The sequence below is a fragment of the Pseudomonas sp. E45-MNA-CIBAN-0222 genome, assembly GCF_040310405.1.
Taxonomy (GTDB): Bacteria; Pseudomonadota; Gammaproteobacteria; order Pseudomonadales; family Pseudomonadaceae; genus Stutzerimonas; species Stutzerimonas stutzeri_AC.
Map to the genome: position 1 here is coordinate 57,210 of NZ_JBEOPU010000015.1, position 16,823 is coordinate 74,032.

Annotated in this window: 15 protein-coding genes; 5 read left to right on the forward strand and 10 right to left on the reverse strand. The window is 63.3% G+C overall.

Translation table 11 applies throughout. From position 1 onward, the window contains the following. Nucleotides 1-69 precede the first annotated feature (69 nt). From AAEZ08_RS19645 to AAEZ08_RS19655, 3 genes are all read right to left on the reverse strand, one after another. On the reverse strand, nt 70-1,377 hold the full coding sequence (locus AAEZ08_RS19645; RefSeq protein ID WP_482694738.1) for a HipA domain-containing protein: 1,308 nt from the start codon (nt 1,375-1,377) through the stop codon (nt 70-72). Next, a complete protein-coding gene (locus AAEZ08_RS19650; protein WP_058065422.1) occupies nt 1,377-1,706 on the reverse strand; it encodes a helix-turn-helix domain-containing protein in 330 nt (109 codons plus the stop codon). The genes AAEZ08_RS19645 and AAEZ08_RS19650 overlap by 1 nt, the downstream gene beginning before the upstream one ends. Before the next feature lie 374 nt (nt 1,707-2,080). Then, nucleotides 2,081-3,262, reverse strand: a complete 1,182-nt coding sequence (locus tag AAEZ08_RS19655) for a patatin-like phospholipase family protein (RefSeq protein WP_102821162.1) — start codon at nt 3,260-3,262, stop codon at nt 2,081-2,083. Between the two features lie 427 nt (nt 3,263-3,689). Between AAEZ08_RS19655 and AAEZ08_RS19660 the strand changes: the two genes are divergently transcribed. The 4 genes from AAEZ08_RS19660 (at nt 3,690) to AAEZ08_RS19675 (ending at nt 7,437) form a co-directional block, all read left to right on the forward strand. Further along, complete coding sequence (locus AAEZ08_RS19660) at nt 3,690-5,525, forward strand: ABC transporter ATP-binding protein (protein ID WP_500124968.1); 1,836 nt, start codon at nt 3,690-3,692, stop codon at nt 5,523-5,525. 171 nt (nt 5,526-5,696) lie between these two features. Next, entirely contained in the window at nt 5,697-6,317 is a 621-nt protein-coding gene (locus AAEZ08_RS19665) for a Type 1 glutamine amidotransferase-like domain-containing protein (RefSeq protein ID WP_500124969.1), read from the forward strand. Nucleotides 6,318-6,533: 216 nt separating this feature from the next. Then, nucleotides 6,534-6,827 carry a GNAT family N-acetyltransferase gene (locus AAEZ08_RS19670; RefSeq protein ID WP_003284364.1) on the forward strand — a complete coding sequence of 98 codons (294 nt, stop codon included), beginning with the start codon at nt 6,534-6,536 and terminating at the stop codon, nt 6,825-6,827. A 205-nt stretch (nt 6,828-7,032) separates the two neighbouring features. Continuing rightward, nucleotides 7,033-7,437 carry a hypothetical protein gene (locus AAEZ08_RS19675; RefSeq protein ID WP_003284365.1) on the forward strand — a complete coding sequence of 135 codons (405 nt, stop codon included), beginning with the start codon at nt 7,033-7,035 and terminating at the stop codon, nt 7,435-7,437. A 122-nt stretch (nt 7,438-7,559) separates the two neighbouring features. On the opposite strand, the gene AAEZ08_RS19680 is transcribed toward AAEZ08_RS19675, so the two are convergent. Beyond that, complete coding sequence (locus AAEZ08_RS19680; protein WP_500124970.1) at nt 7,560-9,377, reverse strand: bifunctional metallophosphatase/5'-nucleotidase; 1,818 nt, start codon at nt 9,375-9,377, stop codon at nt 7,560-7,562. Between the two features lie 205 nt (nt 9,378-9,582). Here AAEZ08_RS19680 and AAEZ08_RS19685 point away from each other — a divergent pair, with 205 nt between their 5' ends. After that, nucleotides 9,583-10,086, forward strand: coding sequence for a DUF4126 family protein (locus tag AAEZ08_RS19685; RefSeq protein ID WP_500124971.1), 504 nt, complete (start codon nt 9,583-9,585; stop codon nt 10,084-10,086). 96 nt (nt 10,087-10,182) lie between these two features. Here the strand turns inward: AAEZ08_RS19685 and AAEZ08_RS19690 are convergent, their stop codons facing one another. The 6 genes from AAEZ08_RS19690 to AAEZ08_RS19715 form a co-directional block, all read right to left on the reverse strand. Beyond that, on the reverse strand, nt 10,183-10,575 hold the full coding sequence (locus tag AAEZ08_RS19690; RefSeq protein ID WP_483031313.1) for a hypothetical protein: 393 nt from the start codon (nt 10,573-10,575) through the stop codon (nt 10,183-10,185). A 295-nt stretch (nt 10,576-10,870) separates the two neighbouring features. Continuing rightward, a complete protein-coding gene (locus AAEZ08_RS19695) occupies nt 10,871-11,689 on the reverse strand; it encodes a hypothetical protein (RefSeq protein ID WP_427703571.1) in 819 nt (272 codons plus the stop codon). 427 nt (nt 11,690-12,116) lie between these two features. Next, nucleotides 12,117-12,959 (reverse strand): glutathione-dependent disulfide-bond oxidoreductase, encoded by an 843-nt coding sequence (gene yghU, locus AAEZ08_RS19700; RefSeq protein WP_181067467.1) that lies wholly within the window; start codon nt 12,957-12,959, stop codon nt 12,117-12,119. 139 nt (nt 12,960-13,098) lie between these two features. After that, a complete protein-coding gene (locus AAEZ08_RS19705) occupies nt 13,099-13,242 on the reverse strand; it encodes a hypothetical protein (RefSeq protein WP_228481853.1) in 144 nt (47 codons plus the stop codon). A 137-nt stretch (nt 13,243-13,379) separates the two neighbouring features. After that, nucleotides 13,380-15,593 carry a TonB-dependent alcaligin siderophore receptor FauA gene (gene fauA / locus AAEZ08_RS19710; RefSeq protein WP_500124972.1) on the reverse strand — a complete coding sequence of 738 codons (2,214 nt, stop codon included), beginning with the start codon at nt 15,591-15,593 and terminating at the stop codon, nt 13,380-13,382. Between the two features lie 128 nt (nt 15,594-15,721). Then, nucleotides 15,722-16,669: a helix-turn-helix transcriptional regulator gene (locus AAEZ08_RS19715; protein WP_500124973.1), complete on the reverse strand. Its 948-nt coding sequence runs from the start codon at nt 16,667-16,669 to the stop codon at nt 15,722-15,724. Between the last annotated feature and the right edge of the window lie 154 nt (nt 16,670-16,823).

The window sequence follows — 16,823 nt, forward strand, 5'->3', positions numbered from 1 at the left end:
TGGCAGATCTATCGTTCTGATCGTGCCAGCTCTAATGAATGAAGCGTTCCCTTTCTTGCACAGATCTCACTAATGCCCTTCCAGCTGCGCCGTCATTTCGCGGATGACGATGGCATTGATGCTCCTCAATAGCCTTACCTCTCCAGCCAGCGTGGCACCGAGCTCCGGACGCTGCACCAGAAGTTCTTCGTTCTGCTGCATCACCTCATTCAACAGCTTCGGTGCTTCCATGCGCACCCTGCCTAACAGCTTGCTGAGGGTGTCGCGGGCGGTGGTTGGCTTGATGCCCATGGCCTCGCCCGCGGTCACGAGCAATGGTGCGGTGATTGCGGTCAGGCGCTGAGTGCCAAGCACTGGCCAGGCCAGAGTGGCCTGTTCAGGCCACTGATCCCGATCGCAGGCCCGGGTGCCGTAGACCGCCGTGCACAGCAGGTCGTAGAAGGGCGATAGGTGCACGCCGTTGGCGGACATCAGGAAGCTGAGGTTTTTCAGGTGGGCGTCCTCATTGCCTACCAGCACGTTGAAGATCAGCCACTGGAACAGGTGCAGCCTGGCCAGTGCCGCCGGTCGACACCGGTTGGCCAGATCTGCAATTCGCTCAATGCTGCCTGCGCTGTATTTGAATTCTCTGGACAGGCCGTCCAGCTGGCATGCGTCGATACAGTGAAGGCGGCTCCAGTGCTGCTCCCGCTCCACGCGGTCAAAACGCTCGATCAGGTAAACCGGCTGCGGTACATACACGCGGTGCACCCGGGGTACAGGCAAGCCAACCCGCTCGGCCAGGCTCATCACGAACCATTCGTTGATCACGGTGTGCGGCCAGGCGTCGTCTGGGTGATCGGGCTTGAGTATGTGGGTCGAGGGCTCGCTGCCAGTGGGCTCAAATAGCTGGCCATTTCTGTAGATGATGGCCACCTTGTGTTGAGCACCCGCGAGGGACATTTTCTTGGCGGCGCGCTCGGCCAGAGGAATCTTCGGCATCGCCAGTATGCGCGTCGATAGTTCGGCATCGGCCAGCAACTGAGTGCTCCCAGGGGCAGGCTCTTGCCCGGGTGGCAGCAATGTGAGGGAGCCTGCCGACTCCGCACCGAAATGCTGCAGCAGCGCAAAGGCATCCTCAATCGCCGCGCCTGCGGCCTTTGCCATCAGCTGTCGCTGACCTTCTTCGGGCAGCAGATTGTCGAAATACCACTGCACCGGGCGGACGGTAGAGCCGTCGAAGTGCTCTTCGGCCTGCAAGGGCAGTAGCGGGCACAAGGGGTGCGCCAAGGGGGCGGCCAGCCACTGCTCGTCATAGCGGAAAGCCCAAAGGCCGTTGCGCTCGCGCAGGACGCCCAGGGGCGTTTGGTTGATCCAGACATGGAGCGACCGTTCCATCAGTTCGCCTCGCGCCTGGGTGTATCACTGTCGGAAGCGGCCGACTTGTTCTGGTCGGCCCGCGTCTTGTTCTGCGTGTCTGCCAGCCGCTTGGAGATGGCGTCGGCGAAGGGTTCGGGTACCTCGATGGTGACATTCAGTCCCAGTTCCTGCAGGACCTGGAACAGCTTGCCCCATTGCACGGTTTCCCCACCGCGCTCCACCTTCCCGAGGAAGTTTTCGGACACGCCGATGATGCCCGCCGCATCGTCCTGCCGGATGTGCATGGCCTTGCGGCTCGCTCTAATGACCGCACCAACTTGCTCAGCGGATTTGATATCGATCTTCATGAAGCCCCTGTCGCCTCGCAGACTGATCGCCGTGGATAGCGGAAGAAATCCACATGCTCGTGCGGATAGTAGTTGGCAGGGCAGCATTTTTCAAAGAGTCCTCACGGTCGTGAGGATTTTCATCCAGGCGTGCGCGCCGGGCTAATTATCCGCACAGTCATGCGGTTTTTTGTAATGGATGTTGATCGGCAGAAGTGGCGGGGTATTTGACGTAACGCGTGGAAAGGCTTCGTCGTGCCCACCCTACGCAACGCCGAGGCTTGGTGGAGCAGGCAGGTTTGGTGGCGTAGGGTGGACAACGCTTTGCTTGTCCACGCGAGATTCACCACTCACTGGTCACCGCTGAAGGGCGCTGGGCGCTATGTAAGCCTTGGCTACGCGCGCTCTGGGCAGTCGAGCCTTAGAAAGGCCCTGAGCTCGGCTTGCTTGGCCATGGCGTCCTGGTAACCCAGTTCGATCAGGTCACTGCAGTAGCCGGGTTCGAACAACAGGTAACTCAACAGCCCACCGCCGCCTTCGCGCGTGCCGCCAGGGCCGCGCAGGAACAGCCGCATGGCTGCGGGCAGTTCTTTCCGATGGCGGGCGGCGATATTGTCCAGCGGCTGGCTGGGGGATATCACCAGTACCTCGACGGGTGTCAGGCCATAGGCACGCTTGCGCTGTTCGACAGGCACCAGTTGCCCCAGCAGATTGAGACGCTCCAGCAGCTCGATATCCGTCTCGACGTTGTCGATGAAGGTGCTGTTGAGCATGTGTCCGGAGATTTGCGCCAGGCTCGGGATGGCGCCTGTCGGCCTTGGTGTTGGCGCGGTCTTGCTCTGGTCGTCCACCGGGTTGCCACTGACCCCGACCACCAGCACGCGCGTGGCGCCCAGGTGCAGGGCGGGGCTGATGGGTGCGGTCTGGCGTACCGCGCCATCGCCAAAATACTCGCGGTTGATCTTTACCGGCTCGAAGATCAGCGGAATGGCAGTGCTGGCCAGCAAATGGGGTATTGCCAGGCGGGTCGGCACCCCCACCCGACGATGGCGCAGCCATGGGTCGATGGCCGCATGTCCCTGATAGAACGTCACCGCCTCGGCCGACTCGTAGCCGAATGCCGTCACCGCTATCGCGCGCAGTTGCCGATGGCGCATTGCCGCGGCGATGCCGGAAAAATCCAGTTCGCGCTCCAGCAGCCTTGCCAATGGCGAACTGTCGAGCAGCGCTACAGGCACCTGCTTGCCGATACCGAGCACGCTGTGGCCGAGGAAACGGCTGGCCTGGCGCAACACGCCCGGCCAGTCGCTGCGGTACACCTGATCGGTATGAAAGCTGCGCCACACGGTGCTCAACCGCCGCACCGCCTCGCGAAAATGCAGGGCGCCGCATGCGAGGCTGACGGCATTGATCGCGCCCGCCGAGGTGCCGACGATCACCGGGAACGGATTGCCTGACGATTCGGGCAGCAGATCGGCAATGGCCGACAACACACCAACCTGATAGGCCCCTCGTGCGCCGCCGCCCGAGAGGATGAGCCCCGTGGTACCTGGGTTTTTTACAGCGTCCTCGGTCATCGTCGATTCCAATTCGAGGTTTTCGGTAGTGCCTGGGCTTGCCGCAAGAACAATGAACAACAGGTCATCGAAAAGGGTGGGTCGCCTCGCTGGCGACGGCGGCAGAGATTATCAACAGGGCAATACGCTACCAATCAAAACATGCCGGTGTGTCCCGCCGCTGGGTTTGATTGGTGCGCTGTGTTTCGAGCTTTTTCCCTATGTCTTAAAGACGGCAGCTCTTCGGTTACAGCTTTCGGCGAGGTTGTTAAGGGCGCCAAGCACCTCTTATCTTGCTAACCTCATTCTGTAACCCGCGTGCCAGAGCATGTGGGTTCGCCTTCGCACACAGCACCTGCCCCTCAGGGCGCTATTCCATCGGCCGGCTACGCCTGTCGACCGCTACACGCCAAAACGCCCGCCCACTCGCCAGAGCAGACCGTTGCCCATGTTGTTCAGCCGTTTCGAAAACCTGATCGATGTCTTCAAGCCCAGCCCGGACGTTGCGCCGCCGGCCGGGATGCTGCGCTTCTATGCCCATTACCTGAAGCAGGTGTGGCCGTTAATGACGGCTGTGCTGGTGGTCGGCTTTTTCGCGGCGCTGATCGAGGTGGCGTTGTTCAGCTTTCTTGGGCAGTTGATTGATATGGCCCAGGCGACCGATGACGCACGAACCTTCTTCGCCGAGCACCGTAACGAGTTGCTATGGATGGCGGCGGTGGCGCTGATCATCCGGCCCCTGGTATTCGGCCTGCACAACCTGCTGACGCATCAGGCGATCAACCCGGGGCTGACCAATCTGATCCGTTGGCAGAACCACCGCTATGTGCTCAAGCAGAGCCTGAACTTCTTCCAGAACGACTTTGCCGGGCGCATCGCCCAGCGCGTCATGCAGACCGGGCCGTCGCTGCGCGATTCAGCCATGCAGGTGATCGATGCGCTGTGGCATGTGGTGGTCTACGCCGGCAGCGCGCTGTATCTGTTCGCCGCCGCCGACCTGCGCCTGATCGTGCCGCTGGTGCTGTGGATCGTCGGCTACAGCGCCGCGCTCTGGTACTTCGTGCCGCGTATCCGCGCGCGTTCGGCAGCGGCATCCGCGGCACGTTCGAAGGTGATGGGGCGGGTGGTGGACGGCTACAGCAACGTCGCCACGCTCAAGCTGTTCGCCCATTCGCGGGAGGAGGAGAGCTACGCCCGCGAGGCGATGCAGGAGCTGCTCGGCAAGTTCCGTCTGCAGTCGCGCACCATCACCAGCCTGGATTTTCTGGTCACCTGCCTGAATGGCCTGTTGATCGTCGGCACCGGCGCGCTGGCGCTGTGGCTGTGGAGCGAGGCGCTGATCACCACCGGCGCCATCGCCCTGGCGCTGGGCCTGGTGATCCGCATCAACAACATGGCCGAGTGGATCATGTGGGTGGTCAACGGCATCTTCGAGAACGTCGGCACCGTGCAGGACGGCATGAAGAGCATCGTCCGGCCGCGTGACGTGCTCGACCCCGAGGACGCCAGGCCGCTGCAGGTGGAGCAGGGCGGCGTGCGCTTCGAGGATGTGCATTTCCACTACGGCAAGCAGGGCGGGGTGATCAGCGGGCTGACCATCGACATTCGCCCGGGCGAGAAGATCGGTCTGGTCGGGCCGTCGGGTGCGGGCAAGTCGACGCTGGTCAACCTGCTGCTGCGCCTCTATGACCTGGAGAGCGGGCGCATCCTCATCGATGGGCAGAACGTCGCCGAGGTCAGCCAGGAAAGTCTGCGCGCCAACATCGGCGTGGTGACGCAGGACACCTCGTTGCTGCACCGTTCCATTCGCGACAACCTGCGCTACGGCAAGCCCGACGCCAGCGAAGAAGAACTCTGGGCCGCGGCACGCAAGGCCCGCGCGGACGAGTTCATCAAGACCCTGGACGACAGTCAGGGCGGCTTGGCCTTCGAGGCCATGGTTGGTGAGCGCGGCGTGAAACTCTCCGGCGGGCAACGGCAGCGTATCGCCATCGCCCGGGTGCTGCTCAAGGACGCACCGATCCTGGTGCTCGACGAAGCCACCTCGGCGCTGGATTCGGAAGTCGAGGCGGCGATTCAGGAGAGCCTGGATACCCTGATGGAAGGCAAGACGGTGATTGCCATCGCCCACCGGCTGTCCACCATCGCCCGTATGGACCGGTTGGTAGTGATCGATGGAGGCCAGGTGATCGAGACCGGCACCCACGCCGAGCTGATCGCCCGCGGTGGCCTCTATGCGCGGCTGTGGCAGCACCAGACGGGCGGCTTTGTTGGGGTGGATTGATATGGGCGGGCGTCGGGATGGTAGCGGGTGAGTTCGTCCAGGCTGTTGAAGCGTGCAGCACTCGTGGCACTCCCCCACAGCGCAGCATGTCTGTATCAGCTATCCGGCCGTTTTCTCAGAAACCAGGGGCGAGTTTGGCGAGCCCAAATCCAGTCGAGCGCAGAGGTAACCATGAATATTTTCCTGACATCCTCCTTTGCTGAAGTCGTGGACTTGTTTGTCACGTTCACCAAAGGTGAGTGCAGCGGCAAGACGGTTACGTTGATTCCTACGGCAAGCCTTGCCGAGGAGGTCAATTCCTACCTTGTTGCGGCCAAGGACGCGCTTGTCAAAGCCGGTCTGGTGATTGATGAACTCGAAGTTTCAACCGCAACTCAGGACGAGATCGTCAGCAAGCTCGAACGTGGCGATTACATCTATGTGTCAGGCGGCAACACGTTCTTTCTGTTGCAGGAGCTGAAGCGTACAAGCGCGGACAGGTTGATCGCGGAACATGTCAGGGCCGGGAAGTGCTATATCGGCGAATCCGCCGGCTCCGCGATACTCGCCCCGAGCATTGGATATATTCGGGCGCTGGACGATGTAAGTGCCGCGCCTGATCTGGAGTCCTATACCGCCCTGGGGCTGGTCGATTTCTACCCGCTGCCGCATTACCGAAATGCGCCGTTCGACGAGGCCGTCGAACAGGTTTTGAATGAGCATGGGGATGCGTTGGCGCTTCGCCCATTCAGCAATAACCAGGCGATTGCCCTGTCGGGCGGTCACGCTGAAATTCAAACGAGCGGTGAGTGAGGCTCAGGCCCCGGGCCAAGCGCTGCCTGCGGCGAACGCGTGCTCTGTTAAGCCCCTATCAATCCGTCAAACGCCGCGGTGGTATGGCGCCGTCTTGCAAGGTCGTGAGCAACGCGCACGGCGCACTCCGGTTTGTCGTCCGCGTCATCTGAACCCTCATACACCGCGCCCACTCGTACCTCTAGTCGCAGTCATTTACCTGAGAGGGAGTCCGCCATGAGCGATAGACAAGCCACCGTCCGCCACGACGCCTCGCAGCAACGCTATGAGTTGCTGGTCGATGGCCAGCCACTCGGTTTTGCCGAGTACAGCGAGGAGGGCGAGCGGATGGTCTTCACCCATACCGAGGTCGACCCCAGCCTGTCCGGGCAGGGGTTCGGCAGCGTGCTGGCCAGGGGCGCGCTGGAGGATGCGCGGCGTCGAGACAAGCGGGTGGTGCCACAGTGCGAATTCATCGCCAAGTACATCGAGCGCCACGAGGAATGGCAGGATCTGGTCGATCCTGCCTGACGGGCCGTTATCGCTGGGGTTCCATGGCCACTGTAGGGTGGGCTGAAGCCCACCCTACAGTGGTCAATACTCCGTAGGGTTGTTCAGCCCAGCAACCCGCTAACGAGTGCCGGCGCGAGTATCAGGTCGCGCTAGTGCCTGGGGTCGGAGAGCGGCATTGTTCCAGTGATCGCTGCTGCAGCCTGGTTCATCAGAGGGCAATCGCGTGGATGGTCGAGAGTTTGTCTGGGCGCATTTCAAGCTCAATGCCGAGCAGCGTCTGCGTGGCTTCAACTTCTTCGTGGTGCTGGCGATCTTTGCCGATGGCGGCGTGTTGGCGGCCTTGGAGCGGGGGTTCTCGCCGGGGCTGCTGATTCTGCTCGGCGCCTTTACCGTTCTGCTGGCGCTGGTGTTCTGGCTGGTGGATGCGCGTAGCCGTCAGCTGTTGCAGCTGACCATCGCAGCGCTCAAGGACATGGAGGCCGAGTTTCCAGAGAGCTTCCGACTGTTTGCCGCTGACGCGCTGGGGCAAAGCCGGGTCATCAGTTACACCTTCGCCATTCGCTCGCTGCTGCTGGCGCAGATGGGCTTTGGCTTTGGTGTGGTCGTCTATGGGCTTTGGCACTGGTGAGGGCGCCGCGTGTCTCTGGGTCGGGGCACGCGGCGATGACGCTGTAACTCGCTGCCCCTTCGCGGGGGTGGCAGGTGGGCTGATGCCCACCCCATGGTGGTGTCGGCTTCGTGTGTCCCTCTTCAATCCACCCGCTGGATGCGTCCTTCTACGCTGGCGCTGAATGGTTGCGGCTGGGTTTCGATGTAGCCCACCAGGGCATCCAGATCCACCGGGCCGACGATACGATTGGTGCCTTCGGTGAGGATGCTGAAGTTGTCGCCACCACCAGCCAGGAACGAATTCACCGTGACGCGATAGGTCGTCGCCGGGTTGATGAGGGCGCCGCTGGCGTCGCGCATTTCGATCACGCGGTTACCTTCGGGGCGGCTAGCGGCCCAGCTGTACTGGATGCCGGAGGGCTTGAGCAGGCGCGGGTAGCTCTGGCCGATCCACTGCTGTTCCAGCAGGGTCTTGATCTGTGCGCCGCTGAGGTCCATCGACACCAGGTCGTTGGCGAACGGCTGGATGGCGAACAGCTCGCCCCAGGTCACTTCACCGCTGTCGAGATCGGCGCGGATGCCGCCCGGGTTCATGAAGCTGATCTGCGCATTGGTCGCCACGCGCTGGGCATCGGCGATCAGATTACCCAGCGCGGATTCACCGGCCGGCGTTTCGCTGCGGGCAAGAGCGCCTTGCGCGAGCCCGACCACCCGCGCTACCAGCGGCTCGACCCGTGCGTCCGCCTGGGCCACCAGCGCGGCGACTTGCGGGTCCGGCGTCAGCCCGGCGCCCTGATCGCCCCAGGTGGTGAGGATGGCAGCAGACTTCTCGACGACGTCACGGCTGCGGCGGCTGACCTGCAGTTCGATATCGGCATAGGCGGTGCCCGCCGAGAACGCCTGGGTCACCAGGATCGGCTTGCCATTGGCGTTGGGCAGCAGCGCGTTGGTGAAGCCATGGGCGTGGCCGGAGATGACCACGTCCACCTCGTCATCCAGGCGCTTGATGATGTCGACTACCGGACCAACGACGGTGTCCGCCTCGGCTTTGGTCGGGCCGTTGTAGCTGGTTTGCTGGCCGCCCTGGTGCAACGCGACGACGATGGCGCGCACGCCCTGGCTGCGCAGTTCGGCCACGGAGCGATTGATCGCGGCCGCTTCGTCGATGAAGCGCAGGCCGGCGACGCCGCTGGGCGAAACGATGGTCGGGGTTTCCTTCAACGCCGCGCCGATCACGCCAATACGCACGCCACCCGCGTGATAAATGGCGTAGGGCGGCAGCAGCGGCTGATCGGTCGACTGGTCGATGACGTTGCTCGACACGGTGGGGTAGCGCGCGCCCTGCCAGCTGTCTTCGAGGTACGGCCCGTTGGCGTGGTTGCCGCCGATCAGCTGGCGTAGCAGCTCCCGCTTGCCGTAGTCGAATTCATGGTTGCCAAGGGTACCGATAACGTTGCAGCGCTGCTGGGCAAGGGGCTGCGCGCTACGGGGAAGCTTCATCTGCCAGCTGAACGGGCGACAGAACTGATTGGCGAGCATGTTCAGCAGGCTGATCGAGGGCTCGTCGCGCAACAAGGCGGAGTTGGGCGGTGAGCCGCCGACCTGGTCGCCATCGTGGACGATTAGCGTGTATTCCCGGCTGGCGGACTTCAGGTAGGACGCGAGCACCGCCGCGCCGCCGGCGGGTCGTCCGGCAACAGTGCGCGGTGACAGCTGGCCGTGAAAGTCGTTGATGCTGAGGATATTGACCGACACCGTCGGTTCGGGGCGCCAGTCCGGGGCGCGCCAACTGCGTCGTTCGCTGGCTTGCTGCCTGGCCTGCAGGCCTTCCTGCCGCTGCTCGCGGTAATCCTGCTCGATAGAGCCGTGCTCGGGCTGTTCCTGGGTTTGAGCCAGGGCCGGGGCGGCAAGGCCGATCAGGCCGGCGGCGAGCAACCAATCCAGTAGACGAGTGCGCATTGTTGTTTTCCTTAGGGCGGTGGGGTCGATCCGAAACTAGGAAGCACAGGTGGCAGGTTGATGACGGGGCGTTGGCGATCTGACGAGAGCCGACGTGCGGTGGCGTATGGAGCCGGTAGCGTGTCGTCCGTCGCTGCCCGCCCTTGGCGCCGAACGCTTGCCGCGGTGGGTCGGTCGGTATTAGCAACTACCGGGAGAATCGACGATGACGACATCCAGCAATCTGTTGTGGGCCGCTCTGGCAATCGGGGCGGTTACAGGCATGCGCAGCATGTTGGCGCCGGCGTTGGTCAGCCGGGCGTTGAGTGAACGGGATGATCTGGACGGTGCGGGCGAGGCAGCCCAGCTGCTCACGTCCGATACGGCACAGACCTTTCTGCCAGTGCTCGCGGCCAGCGAGATGATTGGCGACAAAATGCCCTTTGCGCCGGATCGCACCATCGTGCCGTCGATGATGTTCCGTGCCTTGTCCGGTGGTGTGAGTGCAGCGGCGCTGGCAGGTGTGCGCCGCGAGCCGATGCTGGTGCCGGCGTTACTCGGCGCGACGGCAGCGCTGGTCGTATCCAAGATCGGGTTGAGCCTGCGCAAGTCGTATCAGCCCAGGCCGATGGTCAATGCGGCGCTGGGTGCGGTCGAGGAGGGGCTGGCATTGATGGTCGGTCGAGCGGGGTTGCGGCGGGCGCTGGGAGATGGTCGGCGCGGGAAGTAAGAAGCCATGAGCTCTTCGCGTTTTGCGTAGCGGTTATGGGAGACGCGTGGAAAAGGCGTTGCCGTTTTCCACCCTACGCCGGTGGTGCTGGGGCCATCAGTCAGGCGTGAGCTCGGCCTTGTGCGGATTGCTCAGGAGCAGCCGTGCATGGGCTTCGGGGTAACGGTAGGCGAAGGTCGCGTGTTGCGCGGCGACCTCGGCCTGCATGGCCTCGCGTTCATGGGCGGGCAGCTTGGCCAGGTATTTCTGGGTGATCGCGTATTTGGCCGCCATCAGCTCGTCTTCGGCTTCGCTTAGCTCCACTTCGTAGGCTCTGGCGCGACGTTCACGCAGCGCCGCCTGATCGGTGTGCATATTGCCGCCTTCATGCAGGACGAAGGCGCTCTTCGATGCGCCCTCCGTCTGCTCCATGGCGGGTTGTGCCGCCCAGGCATTCGAAGCGACAAGACAAAGCGTCAGGCAGGACGAGGCGGTTCTCAGGATTGCCATAGCGTGGCCCTCGGCGTACTTGGCAGCGTTCAGGCCACCCGGAACGCCAGAATACGCCAGGCGCCTCCAAGGCTCACCACTTGGGCCCTGCGCCAATCGCCGCAGGGCTGGCGCTGCGGCGCGGAGCTCTGGTGCAGCGCGTATCGGTAGGGTGGGCTTCAGCCCGCCAGAGGCTTTCGGCGCGTTTTGCTGGGTTGAAGTCCACCCGGCGGGTGCCGTCCCAGCTTGGCCCTGGTTCGCGGCTGTGCAAAAAAGGGCCGCATTGTGCGGCCCGTGGATCATTGCGAAGTCGACGTCAGCTTGGCCGTTGAATCACGCAGATCCGATCGCGACATAAGCCGGCATCACGGGTGCCGACACCAGGCGCCACTTCAGGCGTTTCGGTGCTGGTGCCATGGCCGGTGCTGCCTGCACCGGTCGGCACGGTGGTGGCGGTGGTGTCCGGGTAGTCCGTCCCGGCCCGTTTGGCCGCGCTGCCGATTTCATAGCGACCGGTATCGGCTGAGCTGCGGTCGTTGTAGTCGGTCGGGTCGGTAGTGTGGCCTACGCCGGCGGCGCTGACTTCGGCGCCTTCACCGAAACGCTCGCTTGCCGATTGCATTCCGGCAGCCGTCGCGCCGGTTCCCGTTCTGGGCTCGGTGAAATGCTTGTCAAGGTGGCTATCGCCGCCGGTAGCGCCGGCATAGGGGCTGGTGGGCCCTGGATAGCCATCGGCCGTGCCGGTGCCGCCACGCTCGTTGATGTCGATGGCACCGTTGTATTCCAGCGCATCGCGCGCTTGCGCCAGCTGATCTTCGTCGTCGACATCCACGGCGATCACCAGCGCGCCCCGGCGCACCGCATCCGGATAGGCGCTGGCATAGGAGCGATGTTCCTCATGGGGCTCGTGGCCGAACAGCGATTTGAAGAAGTGCGCAACCTTGGACTCGTGATGCGTGCGGTCCACGGGAGTGTCGGGGGTGGTGGTATAGGGCGCGTCGTAGGCGTGGATATCGGCACTTTCTGCGCCCACGGCGTGAACTTGTTCCCGCGGAATGCCGCGCGCCATCAGGTCGCCGCGGGTGCGGTTGGCGTCGGTCAGCGTTGCGAACGCTGCTACCAGTGTGTGTCTCATGGTTCACCTCACGTTGCGTTGAACAACTGGGTTGCCGAGCGTTGCGCTTGCCCGGGTGACGACCAGTCCTGGATATGACGCGGGCTGCGTCTTGCGCGGATAAAGCGGCGCTCATGAAGTATTGGGTCGGAGCGCACCGGCATAGTTCAGCGTGGAGGATCAGCGGTCGGGGCGACTGGTTGGCTAGCGGGAGAGGGCGCCTTGGAAGATGGAGGATGAATGCTGCTGATAGGCGCGGGGGGCCGAGACGGAATGACGAGCCGGTAAGAACGGCCATTTCTTCACTGGCGAACGTCGCCCTGTGGAGACGTCGACACATGCATATCGGAAGGCTGCGTACCGACACAGCTGGTTAGCGGCCAAGGGGTTAGCGCAGGCGCCGGTGGTGGAAAAGGCTTTGCCGTTTTCCACCTGCCGGTCGGATGGCTCAGTCGAGATCGGCTGCGCTATGGCGCTCGGGCGCCTGCTCGGATTCGTCGCCCCAGGTGCGATTGACCTTGCGCCCGCGGATTACGGCCGGGCGTTCGGCGACTTCCGCGGCCCAGCGCTGCACGTGCTTATAGTCCTGCACAGAGAGGAATTCGCCGGCGTCGTACAGCTCGCCCTGTGCCAGCACGCCGTACCAGGGCCAGATGGCCATGTCGGCGATCGTGTATTCGTCACCGGCCACGTAACGATTCTCCGCCAGCTGGCGGTCGAGTACGTCGAGCTGGCGCTTGACCTCCATGGCGTAGCGGTTGATCGGGTACTCGTACTTCTCCGGCGCGTAGGCGTAGAAGTGCCCGAAGCCGCCGCCGAGGAAGGGCGCCGAACCCATCTGCCAGAACAGCCAGTTCAGCGTTTCGGTGCGTGCGCGGATTTCCGTGGGCAGGAAGGCGCCGAACTTCTCCGCCAGGTAGACCAGGATCGAGCCGGACTCGAACACCCGCAGCGGCTCGCCCGCGATGCTGTGATCGGCCAGCGCGGGGATCTTCGAGTTCGGGTTGATTTCGACGAAGCCGCTGCCGAACTGGTCGCCTTCACCGATGTTGATCAGCCAGGCGTCGTACTCGGCGCCCTTGTGGCCGGCGGCGAGCAGCTCTTCGAGCATGATCGAGGCTTTCACGCCATTGGGCGTCGCCAGCGAGTAGAGCTGCAACGGATGCTTGCCCACCGGCAATGCCTTCTCCTGCCGCGCACCGGCGGTGGGGGCATTGATACTGGCGAACTTGCCGCCCGAGGGCGCGTCGTGGGTCCAGACCTTTGGCGGGACGTAAGGGGTGTCAGGCATGAACAATCTCCTCGGTGGCTACTGGGGATGTGCGGGACATGCTACGCCCTCGGCCGGCGCTCTCGAAATCAAGCAGGTCGATATTGGTCATCGATGGGCGATGGTTTGTTCGCGAGCCGCGCTGACTGCGAAGCGGAGGCTACCGAGTGTCAGGCGGCAGTGCGTCGGCCGCCCCGGTCATCAGTGTCAGCGATATCCGCATGCCAAACACCATGAACACCAACTCCGGCGTCTTGAGCGTGGCGTTGCCGTCGCCGTATTCCAGGTGGTTGAGGGCGCGCATGGAGATCTCGCACATCTTGCCGACGCGCGCCTGGTTAGCCCAGTGACCTCGACGCGCGCGGCCGCCTGATCGCACACCCTCTGGCTGGCCAATGGTGGGCTGAGACCCACCCTGCCCACCGCGCGCGGAGCGGTCGATCAGAATCTGGCGTTCAGGGCCAGGCTGAGGTTGCGTGGTTCGCCGTACCAGAGCTGGCTGTAGAAGCCGATCTGCTCCAGGTACTTCTTGTCGAAGACGTTGTTCAGGTTGGCGGTGGCCGAGAGGTTTTCGCTGATCTGGTAGCGGGCCATCACGTCGACCAGGGTGTAGCTGCCCTCCTTTACGTTGACAGGGCCGTTGGGGCTTGGTGTGTTGTCGCGTGAGATGCCGCTGCGCCAGGTGGCGCCGCCGCCCAGGGTCAGATCGTTCAGCGCACCGCTCAGGCGGTAGGTGGTGAACAGCTTGAACTGGCTGCGTGGGTGGGTTGTGTTGATCGCCTGATTCTGTGCGTTGCGGGCGATGAAGTGGGTATAGCTGGTCGAAAGATTCCACGCGTCGCTCAAAGCGCCGCTCAGCTCGAGGTCGAAGCCATCCACCACCGCGCCCTTGCCAGCCTTGTAGGCCTGCTGGTCAGGTGCGCCTTCGACGGAAGCGCCCGGTATCGCTTCGGCCAGGCCTTCCTGCTTGGTGCGGTACACCGCCAGCGCAGCGTTGAGTTGACCTTGCAGATAGCTCGCCTTGATCCCTGCCTCATAGCTGTCGCCGGTCACCGGGTCGAGGAAGCTGCCGTCAGGCGCCTTCTGCGTCTGGTTGTTGAAGATGCTGGTGTAGCTCGTATAGACGCTGTAGGTGTCGTCGAGGTCGTAGATCAGCCCGGCATACGGCGTGATCTCGTCGCTGTAGCGATAGTCGCGCTGGGTGCCGTAGTAGTTCTGCTGCATCTCCCAGGTGCTGACGCGTGCGCCGATGATCAGGTGCAGTGGGTCGGCCAGCGACAGGCGTGTTACCGCATAGCCGCCGGTCTGGCGGATATCGGCGGCGTCACCGGTGGCACGGGTGCTCGACCAGCGCGGCTCGGCGATGCCGGCGTTGGTCCAGTCGAGCCTGGATTCATCTGTCGGAGCTGTGCCGGCAATCGGCAGATACTGATCGACGTTGAATTCATCTTCGACACTCATGCCGCCGAACGCGAGTTCGTGGGTGCGCCCCAGCAACTGGAACGGGCCGCTGGCCGTCAGATGCCAGGCGTCACGCGTGCGCTCGCCTTCGTATTTGAAAAAGCCGGCGCTCATGCCGGCATTGTTACGATCCGGATAACCGCCGCGGTACAGGTAGCGCATGGCGTAGTCGGCTTCGGTACGGCTATAGGCGGCGCGCAACTTCCAGTCGTTATCCAGGCGGTGTTCGAGATCGAGGAAGGCGGTATTCGACTCTGTGCCGAAGTACGCCCATTTGGTGTTGTTGGAGGTGGAGCGGCCGAAGTCCGTGCGCGAGCCATCGGCGTAGAACATGGGAATGCCCGAGCCCATGCCATCGGTGTTGTTCTTCTGGTGCTCCAGGCTCACGGTCATTTGTGTCCTGGGGGTCAGTTCGGCACTGATCACGCCGTACAGGGTTTCGCTGTCGCGGCTCAGGTTGTCCATGAAGCTGTCGCGTTCGGAGTAGGCCGCCACCACGCGGGCGGCAACGCGGCCATCGGCGCTCAGCGGCGTGGAGATGTCGATGTCGCCGCGGTGTTTGTTCCAGCGCCCGGCACCAATCGAGCCACCGATGGCGAATTCCGGCAGGGGGCGTTTGCGCACGAAGTTGACCGCTGCCGATGGGTTGCCGGCGCCGGTCAGCAAGCCGGTGGAACCGCGAACCACTTCGACGCGGTCGTAGATGGCCGAGTCGAAATCGGTGGCACCGAAGTTCCAGAAGGTGCTGATCGGCGACAGCAGGCCATCGAACTGAAAGCTGTCGATGGTGAAGCCGCGCGCGGAGAAGGACAGGCGGTTGCTGTCGTTGCGGGTCATGGATACGCCTGGCGCGGTATTGAGAATGGCGGCGGTGTCGCTCAGACCACGGTCTTCGATCTGCTGGCGGGTGATCACGCTGACCGACTGCGGCGTCTCACGGATCGACAGTGGCAGGCCAATGGCGGTCGACACCGCGCCGGTGGTGTAGCTGCCCGTACCCTCCGTGGTCGCTTGCGGCGTGCGCTGCCCGACGACGTCCATGACCGGGAGCGTGAGGCTTGTGTCGACGGCATCGCCGGCCACTCCAGGCTCAGCTTCGGCGCTGGCCGTCAGCGGAACCAATGCACTGCCCATCAGCGCAGCGCGCATCATCCAGGCCAGGGGTTTAAGGGATGCTGATGATGCACGCGGCATTGAGTGTTGCTCCATGGAATAATTATCAAGCGAGAATTATTCCTGTTTGCGAGATGCCGCATCTTTGCTGGATGCCGTAAAACCTATGCGCAGTGACGGGGCGCAGGCTTGGGTTGTGCGGGAACCGCTCAGGCGTCGCCGCGCGGTGACACGCCGAAGTGCTGTCGGTAGGCCGTGGCGAAATTGCTGGCATGGCGGTAGCCGACATAGTGGGCGGCTTCCTGCACGCGCCAGCCCTGTTCCAGGCACTGCCTGGCCAGTTCCATGCGCCGTTGACGCAGAAAACCCATGACGCTGACGCCGTAGGTCTGCTGGAACTTGTAGCGCAGCGCGCTGGGACTCATGCACGCCAGTTGTGCCAAGTTCTGCAGGCTGTGATCGGCGCCAGGCTCCTGATGCAGGTGATCGCGCACTCGCGCCAGCAACGCTCGGTCGCGCGGGCTCAGCGTGCCGGAGCGAGGCTCCGGGGTCTCCAGCGAACCCAGGCCGTAGGCCAGCAACTGCAGGGCCAGTCCTTCGCATAGCAATCGCTGCAAGCTGCCTTGCCACGCGCCGGAAACCATCGCTTCCAGGCCATGCAGCAGATGATCAGGCAGTGACCAACGCTGCGTTCGCGATCCCTGGGTGCGGAGTGTCTGCCGCATATGTTCGGCCAGGTATTCGTCGGCCAGGCAGTCTGGATCTTTGATCGAGAGGTTCAGGCCGCGCAGGTCGTTTTGCGTTCGATGCAAAGCCGACTGGCTGCGTCCGTCCTGGCAAAGCAGCAGGGCGCCGTCGCCGCTGCTCAGGGCTATCGGGCGCTGGCCGTTGAGCTGTGCCTGCCCCTGTAGCAACACCACGATAGACAGGCTGGGTGGAATCAGGGATTGCGCTTGGTAGCCATGGAAGGTCTGCACCTTGGAGGTCACCAGCGTTATCCCGCGACCGACCTCGTGCTCGTCGATACGGCCCTGCACCAGGCAGGGGTTATCGTTCCGCTGCGCGCTGGTCAGGCTGTAACGCACGGCGTAGCGCTGCCCCAGCTGGTGGAAGTCTTCGAGCGAATATCGGGTTTGGCTTGTGTGGCGGGCAGGCAAAGGAGGGTCCAGCCGAACAGCGAAGCGGCGATATTAGCAATAATTCTCATTTAATCGATGTTTCTAACCAGCGCTTCGGGTGCCGTTTAGCGGTTTCACCGCACCGCATCGGAAAGCGGAGCAGCCCGGCCACTCGGTCGCGTTAGACTCCGCC

Coding starts and splice junctions, on each gene's coding strand:
- AAEZ08_RS19685 (WP_500124971.1), top strand. CDS start 9,583: ATGACGACATCCAGCAATCTGTTGTGGGCCGCTCTGGCAATCGGGGCG.
- AAEZ08_RS19660 (WP_500124968.1), top strand. CDS start 3,690: ATGTTGTTCAGCCGTTTCGAAAACCTGATCGATGTCTTCAAGCCCAGC.
- AAEZ08_RS19670 (WP_003284364.1), top strand. CDS start 6,534: ATGAGCGATAGACAAGCCACCGTCCGCCACGACGCCTCGCAGCAACGC.
- AAEZ08_RS19680 (WP_500124970.1), bottom strand. CDS start 9,377: ATGCGCACTCGTCTACTGGATTGGTTGCTCGCCGCCGGCCTGATCGGC.
- AAEZ08_RS19690 (WP_483031313.1), bottom strand. CDS start 10,575: ATGGCAATCCTGAGAACCGCCTCGTCCTGCCTGACGCTTTGTCTTGTC.
- AAEZ08_RS19695 (WP_427703571.1), bottom strand. CDS start 11,689: ATGAGACACACACTGGTAGCAGCGTTCGCAACGCTGACCGACGCCAAC.
- AAEZ08_RS19655 (WP_102821162.1), bottom strand. CDS start 3,262: ATGACCGAGGACGCTGTAAAAAACCCAGGTACCACGGGGCTCATCCTC.
- fauA (WP_500124972.1), bottom strand. CDS start 15,593: ATGCCGCGTGCATCATCAGCATCCCTTAAACCCCTGGCCTGGATGATG.
- AAEZ08_RS19645 (WP_482694738.1), bottom strand. CDS start 1,377: ATGGAACGGTCGCTCCATGTCTGGATCAACCAAACGCCCCTGGGCGTC.
- AAEZ08_RS19705 (WP_228481853.1), bottom strand. CDS start 13,242: ATGCGCGCCCTCAACCACCTGGAATACGGCGACGGCAACGCCACGCTC.
- yghU (WP_181067467.1), bottom strand. CDS start 12,959: ATGCCTGACACCCCTTACGTCCCGCCAAAGGTCTGGACCCACGACGCG.
- AAEZ08_RS19650 (WP_058065422.1), bottom strand. CDS start 1,706: ATGAAGATCGATATCAAATCCGCTGAGCAAGTTGGTGCGGTCATTAGA.
- AAEZ08_RS19665 (WP_500124969.1), top strand. CDS start 5,697: ATGAATATTTTCCTGACATCCTCCTTTGCTGAAGTCGTGGACTTGTTT.